The sequence below is a fragment of the Paenarthrobacter aurescens genome (assembly GCF_041549525.1).
GTDB classification, from domain to species: Bacteria; Actinomycetota; Actinomycetes; order Actinomycetales; family Micrococcaceae; genus Arthrobacter; species Arthrobacter aurescens.
The window spans coordinates 4,147,506-4,164,886 of the sequence record NZ_CP157456.1; the positions used below are offsets into that span (position 1 = coordinate 4,147,506).

Below are 17,381 nucleotides of genomic sequence, written 5' to 3' on the forward strand. Positions count from 1 at the left end.
CATGCAAGAACTACTGCGTAATTTCCAGGAACTACTGCCTGGTTTCCAGGAACTACTGCACGACGCCGATGCTGTGGCCTTGATCCTGCTGGCGCTCCACATTGTGCTCGGATCAATAGCGGCGGTAATGGTCTCCGCCAATCGCAAGCCGTCCTCCGCCATCGCCTGGGTACTCGCGATTGTTTTCATCCCCTACTTGGGAATGGTGGCTTTCCTGTTGGTGGGCCGGGGCAAGCTTCCCAAAGCCAGGCGCCAAAAACAGCGCGTCGTCAACGAGCTCATGCTGGCACGGACGCCTGGCCTCTCAGCCGTAAGTCACAGTGAGGACTGGCCCGCTTGGCTGCGTTCCGCCGTCGAACTTAACCTCAGGCTGGGCGCGCTGCCCATGGTGGGCGGAAACAGGGCAGAGCTGCTGGAGGACTACACGGGATGCTTTGACCGCATGATCGTGGACATTGACGCCGCCACGGAGTACGTACACGTGGAGTTCTACATTTTGGCGCTGGATCCCACCACGGCACCGTTCTTTGATGCGATGGCGAGGGCCTGCAGGCGCGGTGTGCCGGTGAGGGTCCTGTTCGATCATTTGGCGGCGGTCCGTGATCCCACCTACGGGAAGATGGTGCGCGCCTTTGATGACATGGGCGCCCAATGGCATGCCATGCTTCCTCTGCGCCCCTTCAAAGGACAATGGCAGCGCCCGGACCTTCGCAACCACCGCAAGCTGCTGGTGATGGACGGCAAGGTGGGTTACACAGGATCGCAGAATCTCATTGACGCTTCCTACAACAAGAAGAGCAACATCAAACGGGGCCTCCAATGGCATGAGTTGATGGTGAGGCTGGAAGGTCCTGTGGTTCGGGAGCTGGATGCTGTGTTCGTCACTGATTGGTACAGCGAATCCGAGACGCTGCTGCCGCTGGATACGTCCCCTGTGGTCCTAGGCTCAGCGCCTGAGCTGATCGACGCACAAGTGCTGCCCAGCGGCCCCAGCTTCGACAATGACAACAACCTCAAGCTCTACACCACCCTGATTTACAAAGCAGAGCACAGGGTCAGCATCACCAGCCCCTACTTCGTGCCGGACGAGGCCATCCAGTTGGCCATCATCACCGCAGCCTCCCGCGGCCTCAGCGTGGAGCTCTTCGTCTCCGAAGTGGGCGATCAGGCCATGGTCTACCACGCACAGCGTTCTTACTACGAGGTATTGCTGCGTGCGGGCGTCCGGATCTACCTTTACAAAGCTCCGCAGGTCCTGCACGCCAAGCACTTCACGGTGGACTACGACGTAGCGGTGATCGGCTCAAGCAACATGGACGTTCGGTCCTTCAGCCTCAACATGGAAGTTTCCGTACTGGTCCACGGACGCTCCATGGTGGACAGGATGCGTGCGGTCGAAGACAGTTATCGGGCTGCCAGCACCGAGTTGCTGCTGGAAGACTGGCTCCGGCGGCCGGTAGGCCACGTGGCGCTGGACAACCTGGCGCGGCTTACGTCCTCTCTTCAGTAGCTGCAGGGAGTGTTACTGGCGCGGTTGGGTTAACTCAGTCATCGAGCTGGAGGTACCACGTCACTCCGGCGCTGATGGCCCGGCCCAGCAGCAGGGAAAACGCTATGGCAATGACCACAGCCAGCTCCGGGGACAGCCCCGGCAGAAGTCCCGAGAGGGCCCCAATGCCCACGGAGTACGCAGACCAGAGGACCCCTGCGGCCGCTGAATACAGGATGAACCTGCCCCGCGGAACCGGGGTGATGGCACTGGCCACATTCATAGTCAGCCGCCCCATGGGAACGAATCTGGACGTCAGGACCCACGAGGCTGCATGCTTGGCCAGGCGCTCCCGGGAAGCGTGCAGGGCCTTTTGGGTGCGGGGACCCCGGAGGATCTTCCAGTTGGCCATATCGCGGCGCCTGACCAACTCATAGACGCCCAGATCGCCGGCCACGGCCCCGGCCAACATGGCTGCCGCCAGCAGGAAGCCGTTGGGAACGTTGTAGGTAGCGGACAGTGCCCCCAAAGCAACGAACAATGACGTAGTGGGGATTGGCGGGAAGATGGCCGAGACTGCAACAAAAATCGCCCCCAGCGGGTAGACCCATCCGGAGTCCGCGGCACTCATGATGTCCCTGAAAGCCTGCATGGTGAAACCCCTCTCCCGGGCCTCGTCCAAGCGTCTCACGGCCGCCAGGATCATCCTTACGTCCCCGGCCCGCCACGCGGATCGCCTTTACCGGGTGAATCCTCGATCCCCCGCACCTACACTGAAGGAGTGGACGACCAAGGTGGTACCCGCCCGGACCTCTTGAGCCTGAAGCCAACCCCGGCCCCTGGGCCGCCTTTGGCCCTCCTGGCTCGCTCCCGACTCACGGCCAAACTTGATGGCCCGGCCGGTATCGTCCTGATGTGCGCTCCCGCGGGGTACGGAAAAACAGTCCTCTTGAAGCAGTGGCTGGAAGGTCAACGGCACAACGTTGCATGGCTCACCCCCAACCAACACAACCGGAATGCCCTGTGGCCCGCCATGTTGCAGACGCTGCGGCGGTGCCCTGCCATTCCGCCCGGCGCACTGCAGCTCTTCTCCGGAACAGAACAGGATCCCGTGGAGGTACTGGGAGAACTGGCCCGGATATTGAGCGCCACCGGCACCACCATCCGTCTGGTGATTGACGGCGTGGACGGTATTGATCCGGATGAACGGGACTACTGGATACCGGCCCTGCTAAACCAAGTGAGCCAGTTCAACCAGGTGAGCCAGTTCAACCAAGTGAGCCAGTTCAACCAAGTGAGCCAGTTCAACCAAGTGAGCCAGTTCAACCAAGTGAGCCAGTTCAACCAAGTGAGCCAGCCGATCCAGTTGGCGTTGGCATACCGGGACAACACAGCGGTTGATCCCGGACCTGCCCGTCTTAGTGGCCGCGTGGTTGAGTTGGGCACCAAGGACCTCGCGTTCACCATGGATGACATCAATGTCCTGGCCGTGAAAACCACCACTCTGATGGGGATGCCTCAACTGCGTGAGCTTTTCAGGCAGACCGCAGGGTGGCCGGCTTGTGTGGTGCTTGCGTTGCGTTACTTGCGCGAAGCCGCCAACCCTGACGTCCCCTTGGGAGACCTCGCAGCCAACAACCGGCAGCTCGCTGATTTCCTGGATCACCAGATCATCCGGGATCTTTCCTGTGAAGAGCGGCACGTCCTTTCCAGCACCAGTGTCTGCCGCGTGGTTGTTGCCGCGCAGGCCAGCACCCTTGCCGGCAACCGGAATGCGGGGCTGGTCCTCTCCGGCCTGGCTGATGACAGGGGAATTGTGGAGTCGGCAGGCAGCGGGCGGAGCGTCTTCCTGGTCCACCCCTTGATCCGCGCACATTTCAGGGCCGATTTGGCTCGCAAGCAGCCTGACGAACTGATCCGCTACAGCCGGATTGCGGCGCGCTGGCATGAGCACGCCGGTGACCCTGTTGCGGCGCTCAGGCACGCAATGGACTCCTCGGATCACGGTCTGATCGGAGACATCCTTGAACAGCATGGCGCAGCACTTTTGGGATCAGGTGAAGTGATTCATGTCCGCCGCGCGATCGCGGCGTTGCCCGATTCCCTGTTTACCGTGAGCCCCAAGCTCTGCGTGGTTGCCGCGTTGGCGCACGTGGAGAGCCGGCAGCCCACCACGGCTTCGCGCTACATGGCGGTGGCAAACCGCAACCGGAGCGATGATTCGCCTCCCGAGCTCCGCGAATTGCAGGCGTTGGCGAAAGCGCGCCTGTCCTGGTTCAGCGACGGGTGGGAGGAACAAGACCCTAAGGCCACCGTGGAATACGCCGCCCTCACTTTTTCACGGCACAGCGATGTTCGTATCGAAGCGAAAATGGTGACGGTCACGGCCGCACTGGTGGAGGGGAATTATGGAACAGCGGAGAACGAAGCTTCCGCAGCCCTGATCGAAGCCACCGAGGCAGGTAACGCCTACCTCGCCGGCAAGGTCTACCTCAAACTCGCCGCAACGTACTCTATGCAGGGCCGCCTCCGCCGTGCCAGTGAATTCCTGCACCTCGCGGAGGAGAATCTGCCAGCACAGATGTGGACGGCCGGGGCGGGCCGGTCTACCGGATCCCTAATGCATGCCTCGGCTGCGCTGCTGCGCGCTGAACCGAGGAAAGCCCTGGAGTTCACGTCGGCAGGCCTGGCTGAACTCGGACAGCTCGGTTCTTCTTCCAAAGGGGTGGGAGGCGCCATGCGCGCCACCCTGGAAATTATCACAGCATGCGCGCATCTGGATTCCGGCGACAGGCGCAACGCGCTTGAGGGATTGCGCCAGGCCCGGTTGCGTATCGGCAGGGACCACGTCTTTGCCCAGCCACTGGCCGCTTCCATCGCCGTCATTGAGCACTCGGCTGCATTGGCACTGGGACATGCTGACCATGCCCGTGAGGTGTTGGACTGGGCGGAAGACTTGATTCCAGGTACGGGTGAGCTTTGCCTCCTGCGCGCCCAGGGACCCGCCGGGATCAGCCGCTTTGATGCCGCCACGGATCGCCTCAAACCCCTGCACACCGGCGCGGTGAAACCGCTCCTGGAATGGACCAAGCTCCACGTCAACGTTCTGGAATGCTCCATGGCCCTGAGAACCGGACGGCGGACGCTGGCCGGCAAGCTTCTGGACGAAGCCTTCCATCTGGCCGGTGAACTGGACGTTCTCAGGCCATTGGCCATAGCTCCCCAGGAAGTGATCGGTCTCTTGATGGAAAGAGTGGGTGCCTACGGTCCCCACGAGGCTCTGGCTCAGCGCGTGCTTTCCTTGCGTCCGCCCACCGACGCCCGGCGAGCGCAGTCGCTAACGCCCCGGGAACGGGAAGTCCTCAGCCTCCTTCCGTCGCACTTGTCGCAGGAACAGATGGCAGCGGAATTGCATCTGTCCGTGAACACTGTGAAGACGCACGTTCGCATTATCTATTCGAAGCTGGGAGCCGGTTCACGGCATGACGCCGTGGCCGCAGCCTACAAGGGTGGATACTTGCCCTAGCCGTGACCTCGGATGACGCCCATCACTCACCTGAATGAGGTGAGCCTGCGGCGGGAACCCGGATCTAGTCTGAAAGAATGCTGGCCAAAGATCCTTCGGGTTGCCCAAGGCACTCATGACAGACGTCACCGTCACCTTGTTGGTGCTCGTCGTGGTGATTGCTGCGTTCGTGTGGAACCGTCTGCCGGTGGAAGTGGTGGCGTTGGGGGCAGCTTTGGCCGTGTACGGCACTGGCATTGTGAGTCTGGACGATACGTTTGCCGGCTTCGGCAGCGGGACAGTGGTGTTGATCGCTGCGTTGTTCGTGGTGGCGGAGGCTATTGATGCTGCAGGCGTGACGACGTGGCTGGGGAGCCTGTTGATCAGGTTTTCCGGGACCAGCCGCACCCGCCTCATGGTGCTGATGATGGTTCTTACGGCCTTGCTGACGGCACTTATCAGCGTCAACGGTGCAGTGGCTGCGTTGCTTCCCATGGTGGTTGTTTTGGCTGTTCGGCTGGGCAGGCGTCCTTCCGAGCTGCTCATGCCCATGGCGTTCGCGGCGCATGCGGGGTCCTTGCTGATCCTGACCGGTTCCCCGGTGAATATCCTCATCCTCAATGCGGCGCTGGACACCACCGGAACCGGGATCGGTTTTTTTGAATTCGGTCTGGTGGGGCTTCCGCTGCTGTTGGGAACCATCGGGTTGACCCTTTGGTTGGGTCCGCGGCTTTTGCCCACCAGGACCCCGGATGCACTCCCCAAGGATTTGGGCTCCCATGGTGAAACGCTCATGAGCCATTACCTGGGCGGTGATGGGTTGAGCCGGCTCAGCATTCCCTCCGGTTCTGCCTTGGTGGGCCAGCCTGTTGCCTGCCTTCAGGACGAGCACGACGGCGGTCATCTCCACCTCATCAGCGTGCAGGGGCAGGACGGCAAGCCGTCCGAGAACAGCGTGTTTGAACAGGGCGATGAGATTGTGGTTCGCGGTGGCCAGCCAACGATCGACGCCTTGGCAGCCCGGCACGGCCTGACACAGGATGATGATGCCACTTGTGGACTCATCAGCAGGAGCTATGGAGTGGCCGAAGTTGTGGTTGCGCCAAGGTCAAACCTTGTTGGCACGGAGGCCTACCCGGGCATGGTGACGGACAGCGGAGATCTTGTGGTGTTGGCTCATCACCATCCGGGCGAGCCGGAGTCGTCAGGGCGGACCCTCATCACTGCCGGCGACAGGTTGCTTCTCCAAGGAACATGGTCTGCCCTGGACCAGCACACGGTAGATCACAACGTCTTGTTGGTGGACTCGCCGGACACTATCCGCAGGCAGACCGTCCCCTTGGGGCCACGCGCCACACCAGCACTGATCGTGGTGGGGATCATGGTGATCCTGTTGGCTACCAACCTCGTCCCGGCACCGGTTGCCGCACTGCTGGCCGCACTGGCCATGGTGGTTCTTCGGGTGGTTACGGTTCAGCAGGCCCACCGTTCCATGGCGTGGACCACGCTGATCCTGGTGGCCGGGATGATCCCGTTGTCCACGGCCATCACCTCAACGGGCACCGCGGAGATCCTGGCTGAGGGGATGGTGGCTGTGGTGGGAGGTGGCGGGCCTTTGTTGTTGCTGGTGGGGCTGTTCGTTGTCACCGCGGTCCTGGGGCAGCTGATCAGTAACACTGCCACAGCGTTGATCATCATTCCCATTGCCCTCTCCGTGGCCCAGGAGTCCTCCATCAATCCCTATGCCGTGCTGATGTGCGTGTCCGTGGCTTCCTCTGCTGCCTTGCTGACGCCGGTGGCAACTCCGGCCAACATGATGATCATGCAGCCGGCAGGATACCGCTTCGGCGATTACTGGAAGTTCGGGCTGGCGATCATGGCCCTCTATGCGGCCGTGGCCATTCTGCTGGTGCCCGTTTTTTGGCCGCTTCAGAATTAGGACGCTTCCGGACCCATCAGCCCCAGCAAGACCAGCAAGACCAGCAAGACCAGCAAGACCAGCAACCAAGGATTGGAGATCAACCGCCGAGGCAAACCCGTACACCGTTCCGCCAACACCGCTGTGAGGTATTCAGAGGCCCGCTCCTTCAAGGACGGGCAGAGCACATCAGGAGCAAGACATGGCCAGTGACCACACCACCAAAGAAAAATCACCACCCGTCAAGGCGGCTTCATGGCTGCCCTTGATCGTAGTGGTCCTCACCCAAATCCAGGCATCGTTCGCTGTGAACGCCTTGACGGTTTCCATGCAGGGCATCACCACCGACCTGGATACTGCAGCAACATCCGTGGGCACTGCCATCACTGCCGGAACTTTCTCGATGGCGGCTTTCATTTTGTTGGGAGCGAAGCTGGGGGCCCGGTTCGGAACGCGAAAGGTGTTCCAGATTGCCGTCGCCATTCATGCCGCCGCCATGGCAGGTGTGGCACTTAGCCTCAGTCCCGCAATGCTGTTCATTGCCCAGGCTTCTTCGGGCGCTGTTATTGCACTGATCGCACCAGCGCTCACGGTCTTCATCGCCACCAATTACAAGGACCAGCAGCAAGCCAAAGCCATTGGGCTCCTGGCGGCTGCCATTCCGGCCGCGGGCGTCCTGGCCCTGCTGATTGCCGGCTGGTTCGCAACAACCATCGGCTGGCGCTACTCGTTCGGCCTCATGGTGATCCTGGGCGCCATCAACCTGCTGTTGAGCTTCAAGCTCAAGACCGTCCCGGCACAACCTTTGCTGAAGATCGACTGGACCGGTTCAGTCATCGCCGCGGTGGCCGTTATCCTGTTGAGCTTCGGCTTCAGCGGCTTGTCCGCCTGGGGCACCTGGTTCGCAACCAGCCAGGCACCATTCGAGATCCTGGGACTCTCGCCCGCGCCGCTCCTGATCCTTCTCGGAGCGATCGCCGGCCAGGTGTTCTTCATGTGGATCCGGAAACGCCAGGACGCCAAGCTCCCCCGGATTTTTGACCTCAGGGTTCTTGCCTCAAGCTCCGAACTCGCCGTGACTGCCTGCATGGCCATCATGCTGTTCGTGGGCACAGCAGCGAACTTCCTGATTCCCCTGTACATGCAGATTGTGCAGGGAAGATCCAGCATTGAAACCTCGTTCTCGATCATTCCTTACACGTTGTCCATCTTCCTCGCGAGCACCTTTGTGGCGTTCCTGTACGACAAATTCCCGCCACGTACCATCGCCCAAGGTGGCTTTGTGGTGGTTGCGGGCGCGCTTGTACTGCTCGCCTTCACCATCCGCAACGACTGGGGGCAGCTCTTTGTGGTGTTGGGCCTGATCCTCCTGGGGCTCGGCCAAGGCGCGATCGTCGCTTTGGTGTTCAACACGCTTCTCAGCGCGGTTCCGCGCGAGTTGGCCGGCGACGTCGGAGCCTGGCGTGGGCTTGTCCATAACCTTTCCGGAAGCGTGGGCATAGCGGTGGCGAGCGCGTTCGCCGTCGGAATGCTGTCCAGCTTGATCGCCACCGGCGCCGCGGAGCATCCCGAGGTGTCCCAGGAGTTGATCTATAAGGTGAACGTCAACGAGGCGGACTTCCTCACCAATGCCCAGGTGGAGGGGGTTATCGGCGATCGCGTGAGCAGTCCGGGGGAGTTGGCGGCCGCGATTGAAGTCAACGAAGAAGCGCGTCTGCGGGCCCTGCAGATTTCCCTCCTGGGGTTGTCCGGCCTTGCCTTGCTGGCCATTGTCCCGGCGGGGCGCATGCCGGGCCGGATGAAGGGCGACCTGCCTGAGCAGCTTGAACCCGATGACCCGGATGCCATTCCGGAGCCGGATCTGCCCGCGGACCGTGCGGTCACAGCGGTCTCGGCAACACCAGACCAAGCACCAACAGAACGGGTAAAACGGTGAACCACGAACCTTACAAACTGATCCCGGAACGCTTCTCAGCCGTCCCGTCCCTTGATGCTGACCAAGCTGAGCTGCATTTTGTGGACGGCTTCGATCAGCTCGATTCAATAGGCGTAGTGGTCCCCTCAGAGGGTGATGTTCCCGCGTCCGTGGGTCTGCACCGGGAGGCTCTGGAAAGCGCGGGCTTCGACGCGAAACCGGGAACCACACTGCAGTTGGCCAATGCCTCAGGGACCCTGGTGGTGGCTGTGGGTGGCGGTAAACCGGGTTCACTGGACGCAGACGGTTGGCGTAAGGCTGCCGCTGCCCTGGTCCGCGCTACCCAGCGCCACTCCCGGATCGGCTTGGAGCTCTCAGATTCCTCCTCCATTGATGCCGAGCGTTTGGGGCAGGTGTTGGCTGAGGGCGTGCTGCTGGCACGCTACAGCTATGACACGCTCAAGAGCAGGGGCAAGCAGACTGCGTTGAGCGAGGTCCAGTTCCTTGCCCCGGGCCTGGACAGGGAAGCCGCGGAGCGGGGTGTGGCCACGGGCCGGGTGAAAGTCAGGGCCGCCACCATAGCCCGCGATCTGTGCAATGCCCCGCCGAGCCACCTTACGGCCGCCGGTTTGGGCGAGGTGTCCCAGGAACTTGGCAAGCGGTTCGGATTCACCGTGGAGGAGTTCAACAAGCAGCAACTCATTGACCTCCGCTGCGGAGGCCTCCTGGGCGTCAATGCCGGCAGCGCCCAGGAACCGCGAATGATCAAACTCAGCTACAAGCCCGAGGGCTCACCCACAGGCCACCTCGGTTTGGTGGGCAAGGGCATCATGTACGACTCCGGGGGCGTCAGCCTCAAACCGAGCGACCCCATGCACCTGCTCATGAAGATGGACATGGGCGGGGCGGCCGCGGTGTTGGCCGTCTTCACGGCACTCCGGGATCTTGAGTGCAAATCCGCGGTTACCGGATTCCTGATGTGCACGGACAACATGCCCTCGGGTTCGGCGTACAAGTTGGGAGACGTCCTCACCACCCGCAGCGGCCTCACCATAGAGGTGAAAAATACCGACGCCGAAGGTCGCCTGGTGATGTGCGATGCCATGACGCTGGCGGTGGAAGACCAGGTGGACGGAATTGTTGATATTGCCACCCTCACCGGTGCTGCCCTGATGTCCTTGGGTCAGCTCACCGCTCCCGTGTTCGGGAATGATCAACCCTTGGTGGACCGTGTCCTGGAGTCCGGCGGCAATGCTGATGAACAAGTGTGGCAGCTGCCCTTGGAACGGGCTTACCGCCCCCAGCTGGATTCCGATGTCGCTGACATTTCCAATCTGGGCGGGCCCTACGCCGGTTCAACCACAGCGGCGCTGTTTTTGGCCGAGTTCGTTGGGGACACTCCCTGGGCCCACATAGACATTGCCGGCACCATGCAGTCGGATAAGGACGATGCGTGGCGAAGCAAAGGGGCCACGGGATTTGGCGCCCGCCTGCTGATTGATTTGGCCTTGGGCTACTCAGCCAGGTAGCAAAGAGGCCCCGGCCCTCCATGAACAGCAGGAGCATCGGGGCCTCTTGGGCTCGTGGCAGTTACGCCTTTTTGCGCGTGAACAGGCCCCAGCTGATGAGGACCAGCAGAGCGCCACCAATGGCCAGCAGCCAGGTGGAAAGCGACCAGAACTCGTTGATGCCCACCTTGAACAGCGCACTGCCGATCCAGCCACCCAGAACGGCGCCTACAACGCCGAGGAGGAGGGTGGTGAGCCAGCCGCCACCCTGCTTACCGGGCATGATGGCCTTTGCAATTGCGCCTGCAATCAAACCCAAAATGATCCAACCGATAATTCCCATTTTTCATTCTCTCTTTCATAAAGGAGGCCCCAGTTCGGCACAAGGACGCATGCCGCTATCTGCCTGATTGTTGGCTACCAGCTGAGGCGTCGGAGCATGCCCACGGCTTGGCTGGCAGACGGCCTGCCGGCAGGACGGGGATCAGTCATGGCATGGAGCACCATGGACCAACGCCGCCGAACCGTGCCGGGAAGTCTGGGTTCCCCAAGAGTCCTTGCCACCATGGACTCAAGAGGAGGGCCTGGGAACGCTTTGGTTCCGGTCAGGCATTCGAGGGCAACCAGGCCCAAGGAGTAGATATCGCTGGCGGATGTGGATGCTCCGCCGCAAACCTCCTCGGGGCTGAGGTAGTGGGGTGTGCCCGACGAAGAATTGGGAGCGCCGTGGCGTCCTTTGAGGGCGATTCCGAAGTCAGCCAGTTTGGCTGTTCCGTGCCCTTGGGGGTCGGTAGCGAAGTCCACCAGGATGTTGCCCGGTTTGATGTCGTTGTGGACAATTCCCCTGCGGTGAACGTGGGCCAAGGCCCGGGCAACGTCGGTCATCCACGCAGCGGTCTGTTCCGGGGACGCCTGGTTGTGTTGCATGATCCCGCGCAGGTCCTTGCCACCCACCAGTTCCATCACCACGTAGTTCCGGTGTTCCTGATGCCGGCCTGCTTCCGCCGGGTCCACGGTGGTGCCGGAGCCAAGAACCCGGACAATATTCCTGTGCCGTAAACGTCCGTGGATATCCAGCTCGCGCCGAAAAGGGGCGCTGCCCCCGGAGTCCGTTGACCTGAAAATCTTGACTGCCACCGTTTTGCCTGTAACAAGGTCCAAGGCCTCTTTGACGTAGGCTTCCGAACCCCCACCCAGTTGGGTGCCGAGCCGGTAGCGGCCTCCGAGCACCGGAGCGGGCTGGCTGGTATTGGCGGGCGCCGCCACCGCGGCGCGGCGCGCCGTTGGAATGTCCCTCGCACCGGTGGGATCAGTGGAGTCGGCCCCACGATCAGTACAAACGGCCCCGCGATCAGCGCGGACAGCCGCCCGTTCCAGGAGCGTCACTGGAGGAGGGAGTCTATTTCGGTGGCCGGGACCCCGGTCACCTCGGCCAAAGCGCGGGGGTCGACGCCGGCGTCGACCGCTTTTTTGAACGCCAGCTGAAGCGTGTTCTGGGCGATTGCCAGCTCGTGCTGCAGGCTCTGGCGCCGAAGGGCCGCGATCCATACGCCGCTCACGGGGTCCAGGGCGTCAATGTCCATACGGAACCCGCAGCCGCAGGCCCATTCCGGCCAGATCGGTTCCACCGCGACCCACTGCATGGAGTCGTAGGATGGACCGGCGGAAATGGCCATATGGGAACCGCAGTGGACGGGCCCCTGGGGAATTACTTGCTCCGGGACAATGTCCACGGTGTTTTCAGCCACTGGTGTGGAGCTTGGTTCACGCAGCGCGACTGTCATCGTTCTCTCCCACACATTCCCTAGTAAGTAGCTTGGCTATCTAGTTATATGTGTACTTACTACTTAAGTCCAGTCGGAGTTACGGAGCCACACTGTCAATCGCGCTGCGCATGCGCCTCAGGAAGTCCACCACAACGGCTGATTCCTCCGGATTCAAGGTCTCTGCAACTTCCATCATTCGGGCATGCATATCACCCAGGGTGCTGCGGACTTCCTGGTCCGAGCCGGGGGTGGGCTTGAGAATAAGGGCGCGCCGATCAGTGGGGTGCGGCTCGCGGGTGACGTAGCCGGACCTGACCAAACGGTCCACCAGGGACGTCATGGAAGCAGAAGTCATGCCCAGGCGGACGGTCAATTCCTTGGGGCCAACATCCCTGCCCGCACGCTCAGCTTCCAGGAGATAGCGAAGCGCCATGAGGTCCGTCTCCCCCATGCCCATGGCAGCCTGCGTTCGCCGACGCATGTCAGCCTCAGCAGAGCGGTAGTCCCTGAGGGCATTCAGCACGTCCACAGCACCCATCTGCTTGCGGCTCTCCAGCCCGTACCAATAGCCCTGACGTTCACTTTTGTCGCTCATCACCGGTCCTTTGGTAGACATGTATCTCGCTTGTCTAACCAATTGATACTAGGTGATTTGTTCCCGCAGTGCTGACACCGTGACTTTGGCCTGAGGCTACGCCACCTCTTCGGCTGCCCGCATGCACCGCCACAGCGCCGGAGCCACCACCACGGCAACACCCACGGCGGCGCCAATGACGGTCTCGATGATGCGGTCCCTCAGCAACAAAGCCGGGTCAACCGGAGCAGCCAAAAGAGTGGCGATCAACGCCAACGGCGTCACAAAAACCTGGGCAACCAAGTACTGGCGGGCTATGAACATCTCCGCTCCGAACTGGCATGCGGCAATCACCAACACCATTGCCCACGGCGCGGGATTCAGCCAAAGAATGCCTGCGAGCAACACCAGCCCGAGCACCGTTCCCGCGATTCTTTGGATGCCCCGGCTCACCCTGTGCCGGGTGGAGTGGCCCACCAACGGAACAACGGCTGCCACCATGGCCCAGTACGTGTGCCCGAACCCGAGCCGCTCCCCCACCAGCGTGGCGATGGTTCCCGCCAAGCCCGCAGCAATCAGGTAGCCGCCACCCTCAAGCCACATCGCCCGCCGCTCGGCCGGAGTGTGGCGGATGGGTGGAGGACGCTTCCACGGAGTCCTGTGGCTCTTGAGGACGCGGGCTGACATGCCAATCAGCAAGCAAAAAACCGTAGTGCCCACCGCCACCAGCATCGCTTCCCACAGGGGAGGCTGGACCGTGATCGAGGCAATGGCGGCGAAGGCGAAAATGTGAAAGAGCGAGCCGCCAGGGCGGAGTCGCCACGCTGCCACCACTACGGAGCACGCGCCGGCCACAAGAGTGGTGGCAGCCGTTAACAGCCAGGAATACGCGGCACCATCGAGGCCTCCGGCGTGAGCCGCGCGGGCCATGAGCGTTGCCAACAGAATGATCAAAAGCATGAAGCCGCCGGCGCGCAATTGGCTGCGGAAACGCACGCTGTGGGGTTCGTTCCTGCCATAGATTCCGGTGAACGCGCCAAACGAGGCAAAAACGGCCAGATCCAGCCGTCCCAGCAGCGTCAACGTGATCAGCGGAACAAACACACCTACTGCGCAGCGGAGTGCGGGATGGTGGTCCTTGTTCCCAGGACCCATCGTGAACATTTCCGCTACAGCCTTCAAGGGGCGGCTCGCCTTTCGTCGCAGGATCAAACGTACGACGGCGGCGCTGGCGTCCGCTTCAAGGTTACGCCCGTGATTTTGGGCAACCCCGTCATTGGGCACCGATAGTGCCCCTCATCACTGTTGAGGGGCACTATCTGCGGCACATCTGCGGCCCACGGGTGGAGCCGATGCTCCTAGAACCGGGAGGGCGTACCGGAAACAGAACCCGGAACCAGGGGATTGGTTGCCGTGTCAGTCAGCCCGGAAGCCGGTGTGTACGTCGGGAAGACGGACGTGGAGGCCACCGTGCCGGCGCTGCTTGGCCCGGCACCAAGGGTGATGGTGATCCGGTTGCCACTCCACGCCAGGGAGGAGTAGTTGGGCGTAGTTCCATTTCCCATTCCGTTGCCGGAGAAGGACAGGGCTGTTGATGTGTAGTCGGCGCCCAGGAAGACCGTGCCCAGGTTGAGTACACATCCCCCGGCAGTGACTGTGAGGAGATCATTCTGGTCAATATGGACCGCTACCTGGCCACCGTTGCCCAGTGTCTGCGTGCCTGTGGCCGGCCAGGTGCTGCAGATGCTGGTGCCGCGGATGTCCTCGGAGAACGTGATGGTCAGCGAGTCTCCCTTGTCGATCCTGCCCAGGACACCTAGTGAGAAGTTGTTGAGTTGGACGTTGGTCACCGTCGGCGCTGTCACGTCCTTTGTGGACGCTGCCGTGCCTGCCGGACCGGTATTGCCGGCCGCATCCGTGGCACGCGCCGAGTAGCTGATGGCTCCTTCAGAAAAAGCGCTCAGGTTCAGGGGTGCTGCTGTCCAGTTTCCAGAACCGTTTGCCATCATGGTTTGCGTCAAGGGCTGGGCCCCGGCACCGGTGACCGTAAGTACCACGGTTGATCCAGCTTCTGCCGTGCCGCTCACTGGAACGCCCGCCACGTTCCCCTGATGAACATATGAAGGAGCTGTCACCGCAGGAGCCAGAGGCGCAGTGGTATCCGTCACCGGGGCTGTGACGTCGCTACGGATACTCTCCGGACCTTGCCAGGCCGAAAGCAAGGGAGTGACCGAGTAGTACCAGGTTCCCGCCGGGACATTGGATTCCACGCAACCGGGCCCAGTGACGGTTCCAGCGCATCCGCCCGTGGCCGGCACACGGATACCACCAGTGGCGGAACCATAGCGGGCGATGCTGTAACCGGTCACGGGCCGGCCCGCCGTCGTCGTACTTGCCGCCCACGTGAGAGTCACGGTGGTGCCGTTGACAGCGGTGGCAGGCTTGGCACCCTGGGCCAGGGCGTCGGCCTTTGCCGCTGCCGGGCCTGAGGTGAGCGAACCCCAGAATGCGCTGGCAGCCGGGCCTCCCCAGGAAACCAGGAGGATGCCCAACACCACAACCATGAAGCGGTTCCAGCGCCCCATACTCACCCGTGAGGCTTCACCACGCCGGCTCACTTGCGCACCTCCAGTGCCACGGGGATGCTGAATTGCGCTCCCTGGCAGGCAGAATCAGAAGCGGCGTCCATACTGGCCGCCCCCTGAAGCGTCACCAGAATGGAACTGTTCGCCTGGATGGTCAGGGACGGGTTCAGCGGCGCAGGCGGCGGCGCGAACGCCACCCCGGTGGTGGAGCATTCCAGGTGGGCGGCGTCGGCAGTCACGGGGCCGTTGGCGGCGAAACCATAAATGGTGACCGAGTGAGGATTCGGGTTGGTGGCGCGGAGGATGACGTCGGCCGTTCCTCCCGGGACCAGGCTGGTCTGCAGGGTGTCGCCCGGGACGAGTGCGTCCACCGTGACGTCCTGCATGGTGCCATTGGTGGCCGATCCGCTGCCCAGGCCGGCGGAAGTCCAGTAAGCGTAGGCGGATCCTGCACCGCCCAGAACACAGAGAGCGATTGTTACAGCCGCAGTTCGGGCAAGCCTTCCGGACCTTGCCGGGGCTTTGACCGGCACTTTAACCGGCGCTTTGACTGGCACGGCGCGGTGACGGTCAGAGCCGTTAAGGGGCGAGCGGAAGATGTTCATATCAGTTCGCCTGTCCCGTCCCGGAGTAGGTGAGTCGGAGGGTGGCACCTTTGCAACCATCCTGAAGCTGCGCCGTATCCAGCATGGTGATCCGCGGCCACTTGGCCTGGCTCACACCCATTCCGGAAAGTGACCGGGATCCCGGTTCCACCGTCAGCGGGTACGTACCGGAGTATTGCGTGAGCTTGTAATCGGCCGTTGTGCAGGGCATGTTGGCCGCTACAGCGGCAGGGGTCCGGACCACCTGGCTGATGGAAACAGAGAGGTTGCTGACGTCGATGGCCCTGACGTTGCTGTTGTTGATTTTCAGGTCCACTGGCTGTGTTGTCCCGGGCGCCAACGGCCCCAGGACAGTGCCTGTGACGCCGAAAGTCCGCTTGACCTCCAGAACCTGCAGCTGACCTGGCGCCGTGTTGGACACGGTGGTTCCGCTCATTGCCTTGACCGTGAAGTCGGTTTTGGCAACCGGAGTGGTTGTCGCCGTGGAAACGGTCAAAGTTACCTGTGCGGTGCTTCCGGCCGCCAGACTGACCGACGACGGCGACGCGCTGGCCGCTGCTCCTGCCGGCAGTCCCGTAACCGCGAAGGTCACAGGACCCGCGAAACCGCCTACCGACGTCGCGGCTACCGTAAACGAGGCCGACTGCCCTTGATCTACGGTGCGGCTGGAGGGTGAGAGCGTCACGGAGATTCCCTTGCTGACCTTGCCCTGGCTGGTGCTCGTTTGGGTCCCGGCAGTTTGGGTGCCGGCAGCTTGGTTCCCGCTCGCCGCCAGCGCCGCAACAGGCACAACAGCCACCACCAGCGCCAAAAGCAGCGCAGGCAGTGGAATGCGGACTCGATGCATGGGCGCTGGGCGCTCTGGCCGGTGGTCCATTCAAAGCTCTTTTCGGACGTTATTGGCGGAGGAGAAAAGGCGGGAACGGGCTAACCGGGGGCCATCATGAGCGGGATGGCCCCCGGCGCCGTCCATCGCGTTCGGTGGTGGACCGATCGCGTGCAGTCTTAGACGCTGCCGACCGTGACCGTTACCACTGCACCCTTGCAGGCGTCCTGGTTGACGGCTTCATCATTGAACTTCAGCACGCCCGAACCCACGGTGGTGGCGGTCGAGTTAGCGGCCACGCGGGTGTTCGACGTGTCGGCAGTGACCTCAAACCACGCGGGCAGGCAACCAGCCACGTTGGTGGTGACGCTGGCGTTCAGGGCACCCACCACGGTGCTGGACGTGGTGGAGTTATCGGCCGTGTACGTCACGTTCACCTGGTTGCCCGGTGCCAGGCCGCCCGCAAAGTTGGCGTGCAACGTAACCGTGCCGCCGCCGGAAGAGTTGGTGGCCTCGCCACTGCCCGAACCCGTGGTGGTCCAGTAGGCGTAGGCAGCTCCGCCGCCCACTGCCACCAGTGCCACGCCGGCTACGGCTGCTGTGATCCGGCTCTTCTTGGAAAGCTTGCGCATGGTAAGACTCCTTGGTTGATCTACGTCCCGGGGGCCCGCCTCGCAACCCCCAGCATCC

Annotated in this window: 15 protein-coding genes; 5 read left to right on the forward strand and 10 right to left on the reverse strand. The window is 62.3% G+C overall.

Going from position 1 to position 17,381, the window contains the following annotated elements:
* The first annotated feature begins 1 nt into the window (after position 1).
* On the forward strand, positions 2 to 1,510 hold the full coding sequence (cls, locus tag ABI796_RS19275) for a cardiolipin synthase (protein ID WP_141286710.1): 1,509 nt from the start codon (positions 2 to 4) through the stop codon (positions 1,508 to 1,510).
* Positions 1,511 to 1,544: 34 nt separating this feature from the next.
* On the opposite strand, the gene ABI796_RS19280 is transcribed toward cls, so the two are convergent.
* Positions 1,545 to 2,180 carry a DedA family protein gene (locus ABI796_RS19280; RefSeq protein WP_246095914.1) on the reverse strand — a complete coding sequence of 212 codons (636 nt, stop codon included), beginning with the start codon at positions 2,178 to 2,180 and terminating at the stop codon, positions 1,545 to 1,547.
* Between the two features lie 90 nt (positions 2,181 to 2,270).
* Here ABI796_RS19280 and ABI796_RS19285 point away from each other — a divergent pair, with 90 nt between their 5' ends.
* The 4 genes from ABI796_RS19285 to ABI796_RS19300 all read left to right on the forward strand — a co-directional run bounded on the left by ABI796_RS19285 (position 2,271) and on the right by ABI796_RS19300 (position 10,356).
* Positions 2,271 to 5,015, forward strand: coding sequence for a LuxR C-terminal-related transcriptional regulator (locus ABI796_RS19285; RefSeq protein WP_303446796.1), 2,745 nt, complete (start codon positions 2,271 to 2,273; stop codon positions 5,013 to 5,015).
* A gap of 115 nt (positions 5,016 to 5,130) precedes the next feature.
* Positions 5,131 to 6,933, forward strand: coding sequence for an SLC13 family permease (locus ABI796_RS19290; protein WP_141286590.1), 1,803 nt, complete (start codon positions 5,131 to 5,133; stop codon positions 6,931 to 6,933).
* A gap of 181 nt (positions 6,934 to 7,114) precedes the next feature.
* Entirely contained in the window at positions 7,115 to 8,848 is a 1,734-nt protein-coding gene (locus ABI796_RS19295) for an MFS transporter (protein WP_141286592.1), read from the forward strand.
* The gene (locus tag ABI796_RS19300) at positions 8,845 to 10,356 is read left to right on the forward strand and encodes a leucyl aminopeptidase (RefSeq protein WP_141286594.1); all 1,512 of its coding nucleotides are present in this window, start codon (positions 8,845 to 8,847) and stop codon (positions 10,354 to 10,356) included. Before ABI796_RS19295 ends, ABI796_RS19300 begins: the two co-directional genes overlap by 4 nt.
* Before the next feature lie 61 nt (positions 10,357 to 10,417).
* Here the strand turns inward: ABI796_RS19300 and ABI796_RS19305 are convergent, their stop codons facing one another.
* The 9 genes from ABI796_RS19305 to ABI796_RS19345 all read right to left on the reverse strand — a co-directional run bounded on the left by ABI796_RS19305 (position 10,418) and on the right by ABI796_RS19345 (position 17,323).
* The gene (locus tag ABI796_RS19305) at positions 10,418 to 10,678 is read right to left on the reverse strand and encodes a GlsB/YeaQ/YmgE family stress response membrane protein (RefSeq protein ID WP_141286596.1); all 261 of its coding nucleotides are present in this window, start codon (positions 10,676 to 10,678) and stop codon (positions 10,418 to 10,420) included.
* 74 nt (positions 10,679 to 10,752) lie between these two features.
* Positions 10,753 to 11,721, reverse strand: coding sequence for a serine/threonine-protein kinase (locus ABI796_RS19310; protein ID WP_141286598.1), 969 nt, complete (start codon positions 11,719 to 11,721; stop codon positions 10,753 to 10,755).
* The gene (locus ABI796_RS19315) at positions 11,718 to 12,119 is read right to left on the reverse strand and encodes a hypothetical protein (RefSeq protein WP_141286600.1); all 402 of its coding nucleotides are present in this window, start codon (positions 12,117 to 12,119) and stop codon (positions 11,718 to 11,720) included. Before ABI796_RS19315 ends, ABI796_RS19310 begins: the two co-directional genes overlap by 4 nt.
* Positions 12,120 to 12,198: 79 nt before the next feature.
* The gene (locus ABI796_RS19320) at positions 12,199 to 12,696 is read right to left on the reverse strand and encodes a MarR family winged helix-turn-helix transcriptional regulator (protein ID WP_246095910.1); all 498 of its coding nucleotides are present in this window, start codon (positions 12,694 to 12,696) and stop codon (positions 12,199 to 12,201) included.
* A gap of 96 nt (positions 12,697 to 12,792) precedes the next feature.
* The gene (locus tag ABI796_RS19325) at positions 12,793 to 13,857 is read right to left on the reverse strand and encodes an FUSC family protein (RefSeq protein WP_170224988.1); all 1,065 of its coding nucleotides are present in this window, start codon (positions 13,855 to 13,857) and stop codon (positions 12,793 to 12,795) included.
* 176 nt (positions 13,858 to 14,033) lie between these two features.
* Positions 14,034 to 15,293, reverse strand: a complete 1,260-nt coding sequence (locus ABI796_RS19330) for a hypothetical protein (protein WP_246095911.1) — start codon at positions 15,291 to 15,293, stop codon at positions 14,034 to 14,036.
* Entirely contained in the window at positions 15,290 to 15,865 is a 576-nt protein-coding gene (locus ABI796_RS19335; protein ID WP_246095912.1) for a hypothetical protein, read from the reverse strand. Before ABI796_RS19335 ends, ABI796_RS19330 begins: the two co-directional genes overlap by 4 nt.
* 1 nt (position 15,866) lies before the next feature.
* Positions 15,867 to 16,742, reverse strand: a complete 876-nt coding sequence (locus tag ABI796_RS19340) for a hypothetical protein (RefSeq protein ID WP_141286604.1) — start codon at positions 16,740 to 16,742, stop codon at positions 15,867 to 15,869.
* Between the two features lie 128 nt (positions 16,743 to 16,870).
* Positions 16,871 to 17,323: a hypothetical protein gene (locus ABI796_RS19345; protein WP_141286606.1), complete on the reverse strand. Its 453-nt coding sequence runs from the start codon at positions 17,321 to 17,323 to the stop codon at positions 16,871 to 16,873.
* Between the last annotated feature and the right edge of the window lie 58 nt (positions 17,324 to 17,381).

What these genes read in the sequence shown, in the direction of transcription:
- ABI796_RS19290 (WP_141286590.1), top strand. Translation starts at nt 5,131, where the DNA reads ATGACAGACGTCACCGTCACCTTGTTGGTGCTCGTCGTGGTGATTGCT.
- ABI796_RS19305 (WP_141286596.1), bottom strand. Translation starts at nt 10,678, where the DNA reads ATGGGAATTATCGGTTGGATCATTTTGGGTTTGATTGCAGGCGCAATT.
- ABI796_RS19345 (WP_141286606.1), bottom strand. Translation starts at nt 17,323, where the DNA reads ATGCGCAAGCTTTCCAAGAAGAGCCGGATCACAGCAGCCGTAGCCGGC.
- ABI796_RS19315 (WP_141286600.1), bottom strand. Translation starts at nt 12,119, where the DNA reads ATGACAGTCGCGCTGCGTGAACCAAGCTCCACACCAGTGGCTGAAAAC.
- ABI796_RS19340 (WP_141286604.1), bottom strand. Translation starts at nt 16,742, where the DNA reads ATGGACCACCGGCCAGAGCGCCCAGCGCCCATGCATCGAGTCCGCATT.
- ABI796_RS19295 (WP_141286592.1), top strand. Translation starts at nt 7,115, where the DNA reads ATGGCCAGTGACCACACCACCAAAGAAAAATCACCACCCGTCAAGGCG.
- ABI796_RS19335 (WP_246095912.1), bottom strand. Translation starts at nt 15,865, where the DNA reads ATGAACATCTTCCGCTCGCCCCTTAACGGCTCTGACCGTCACCGCGCC.
- cls (WP_141286710.1), top strand. Translation starts at nt 2, where the DNA reads ATGCAAGAACTACTGCGTAATTTCCAGGAACTACTGCCTGGTTTCCAG.
- ABI796_RS19320 (WP_246095910.1), bottom strand. Translation starts at nt 12,696, where the DNA reads ATGAGCGACAAAAGTGAACGTCAGGGCTATTGGTACGGGCTGGAGAGC.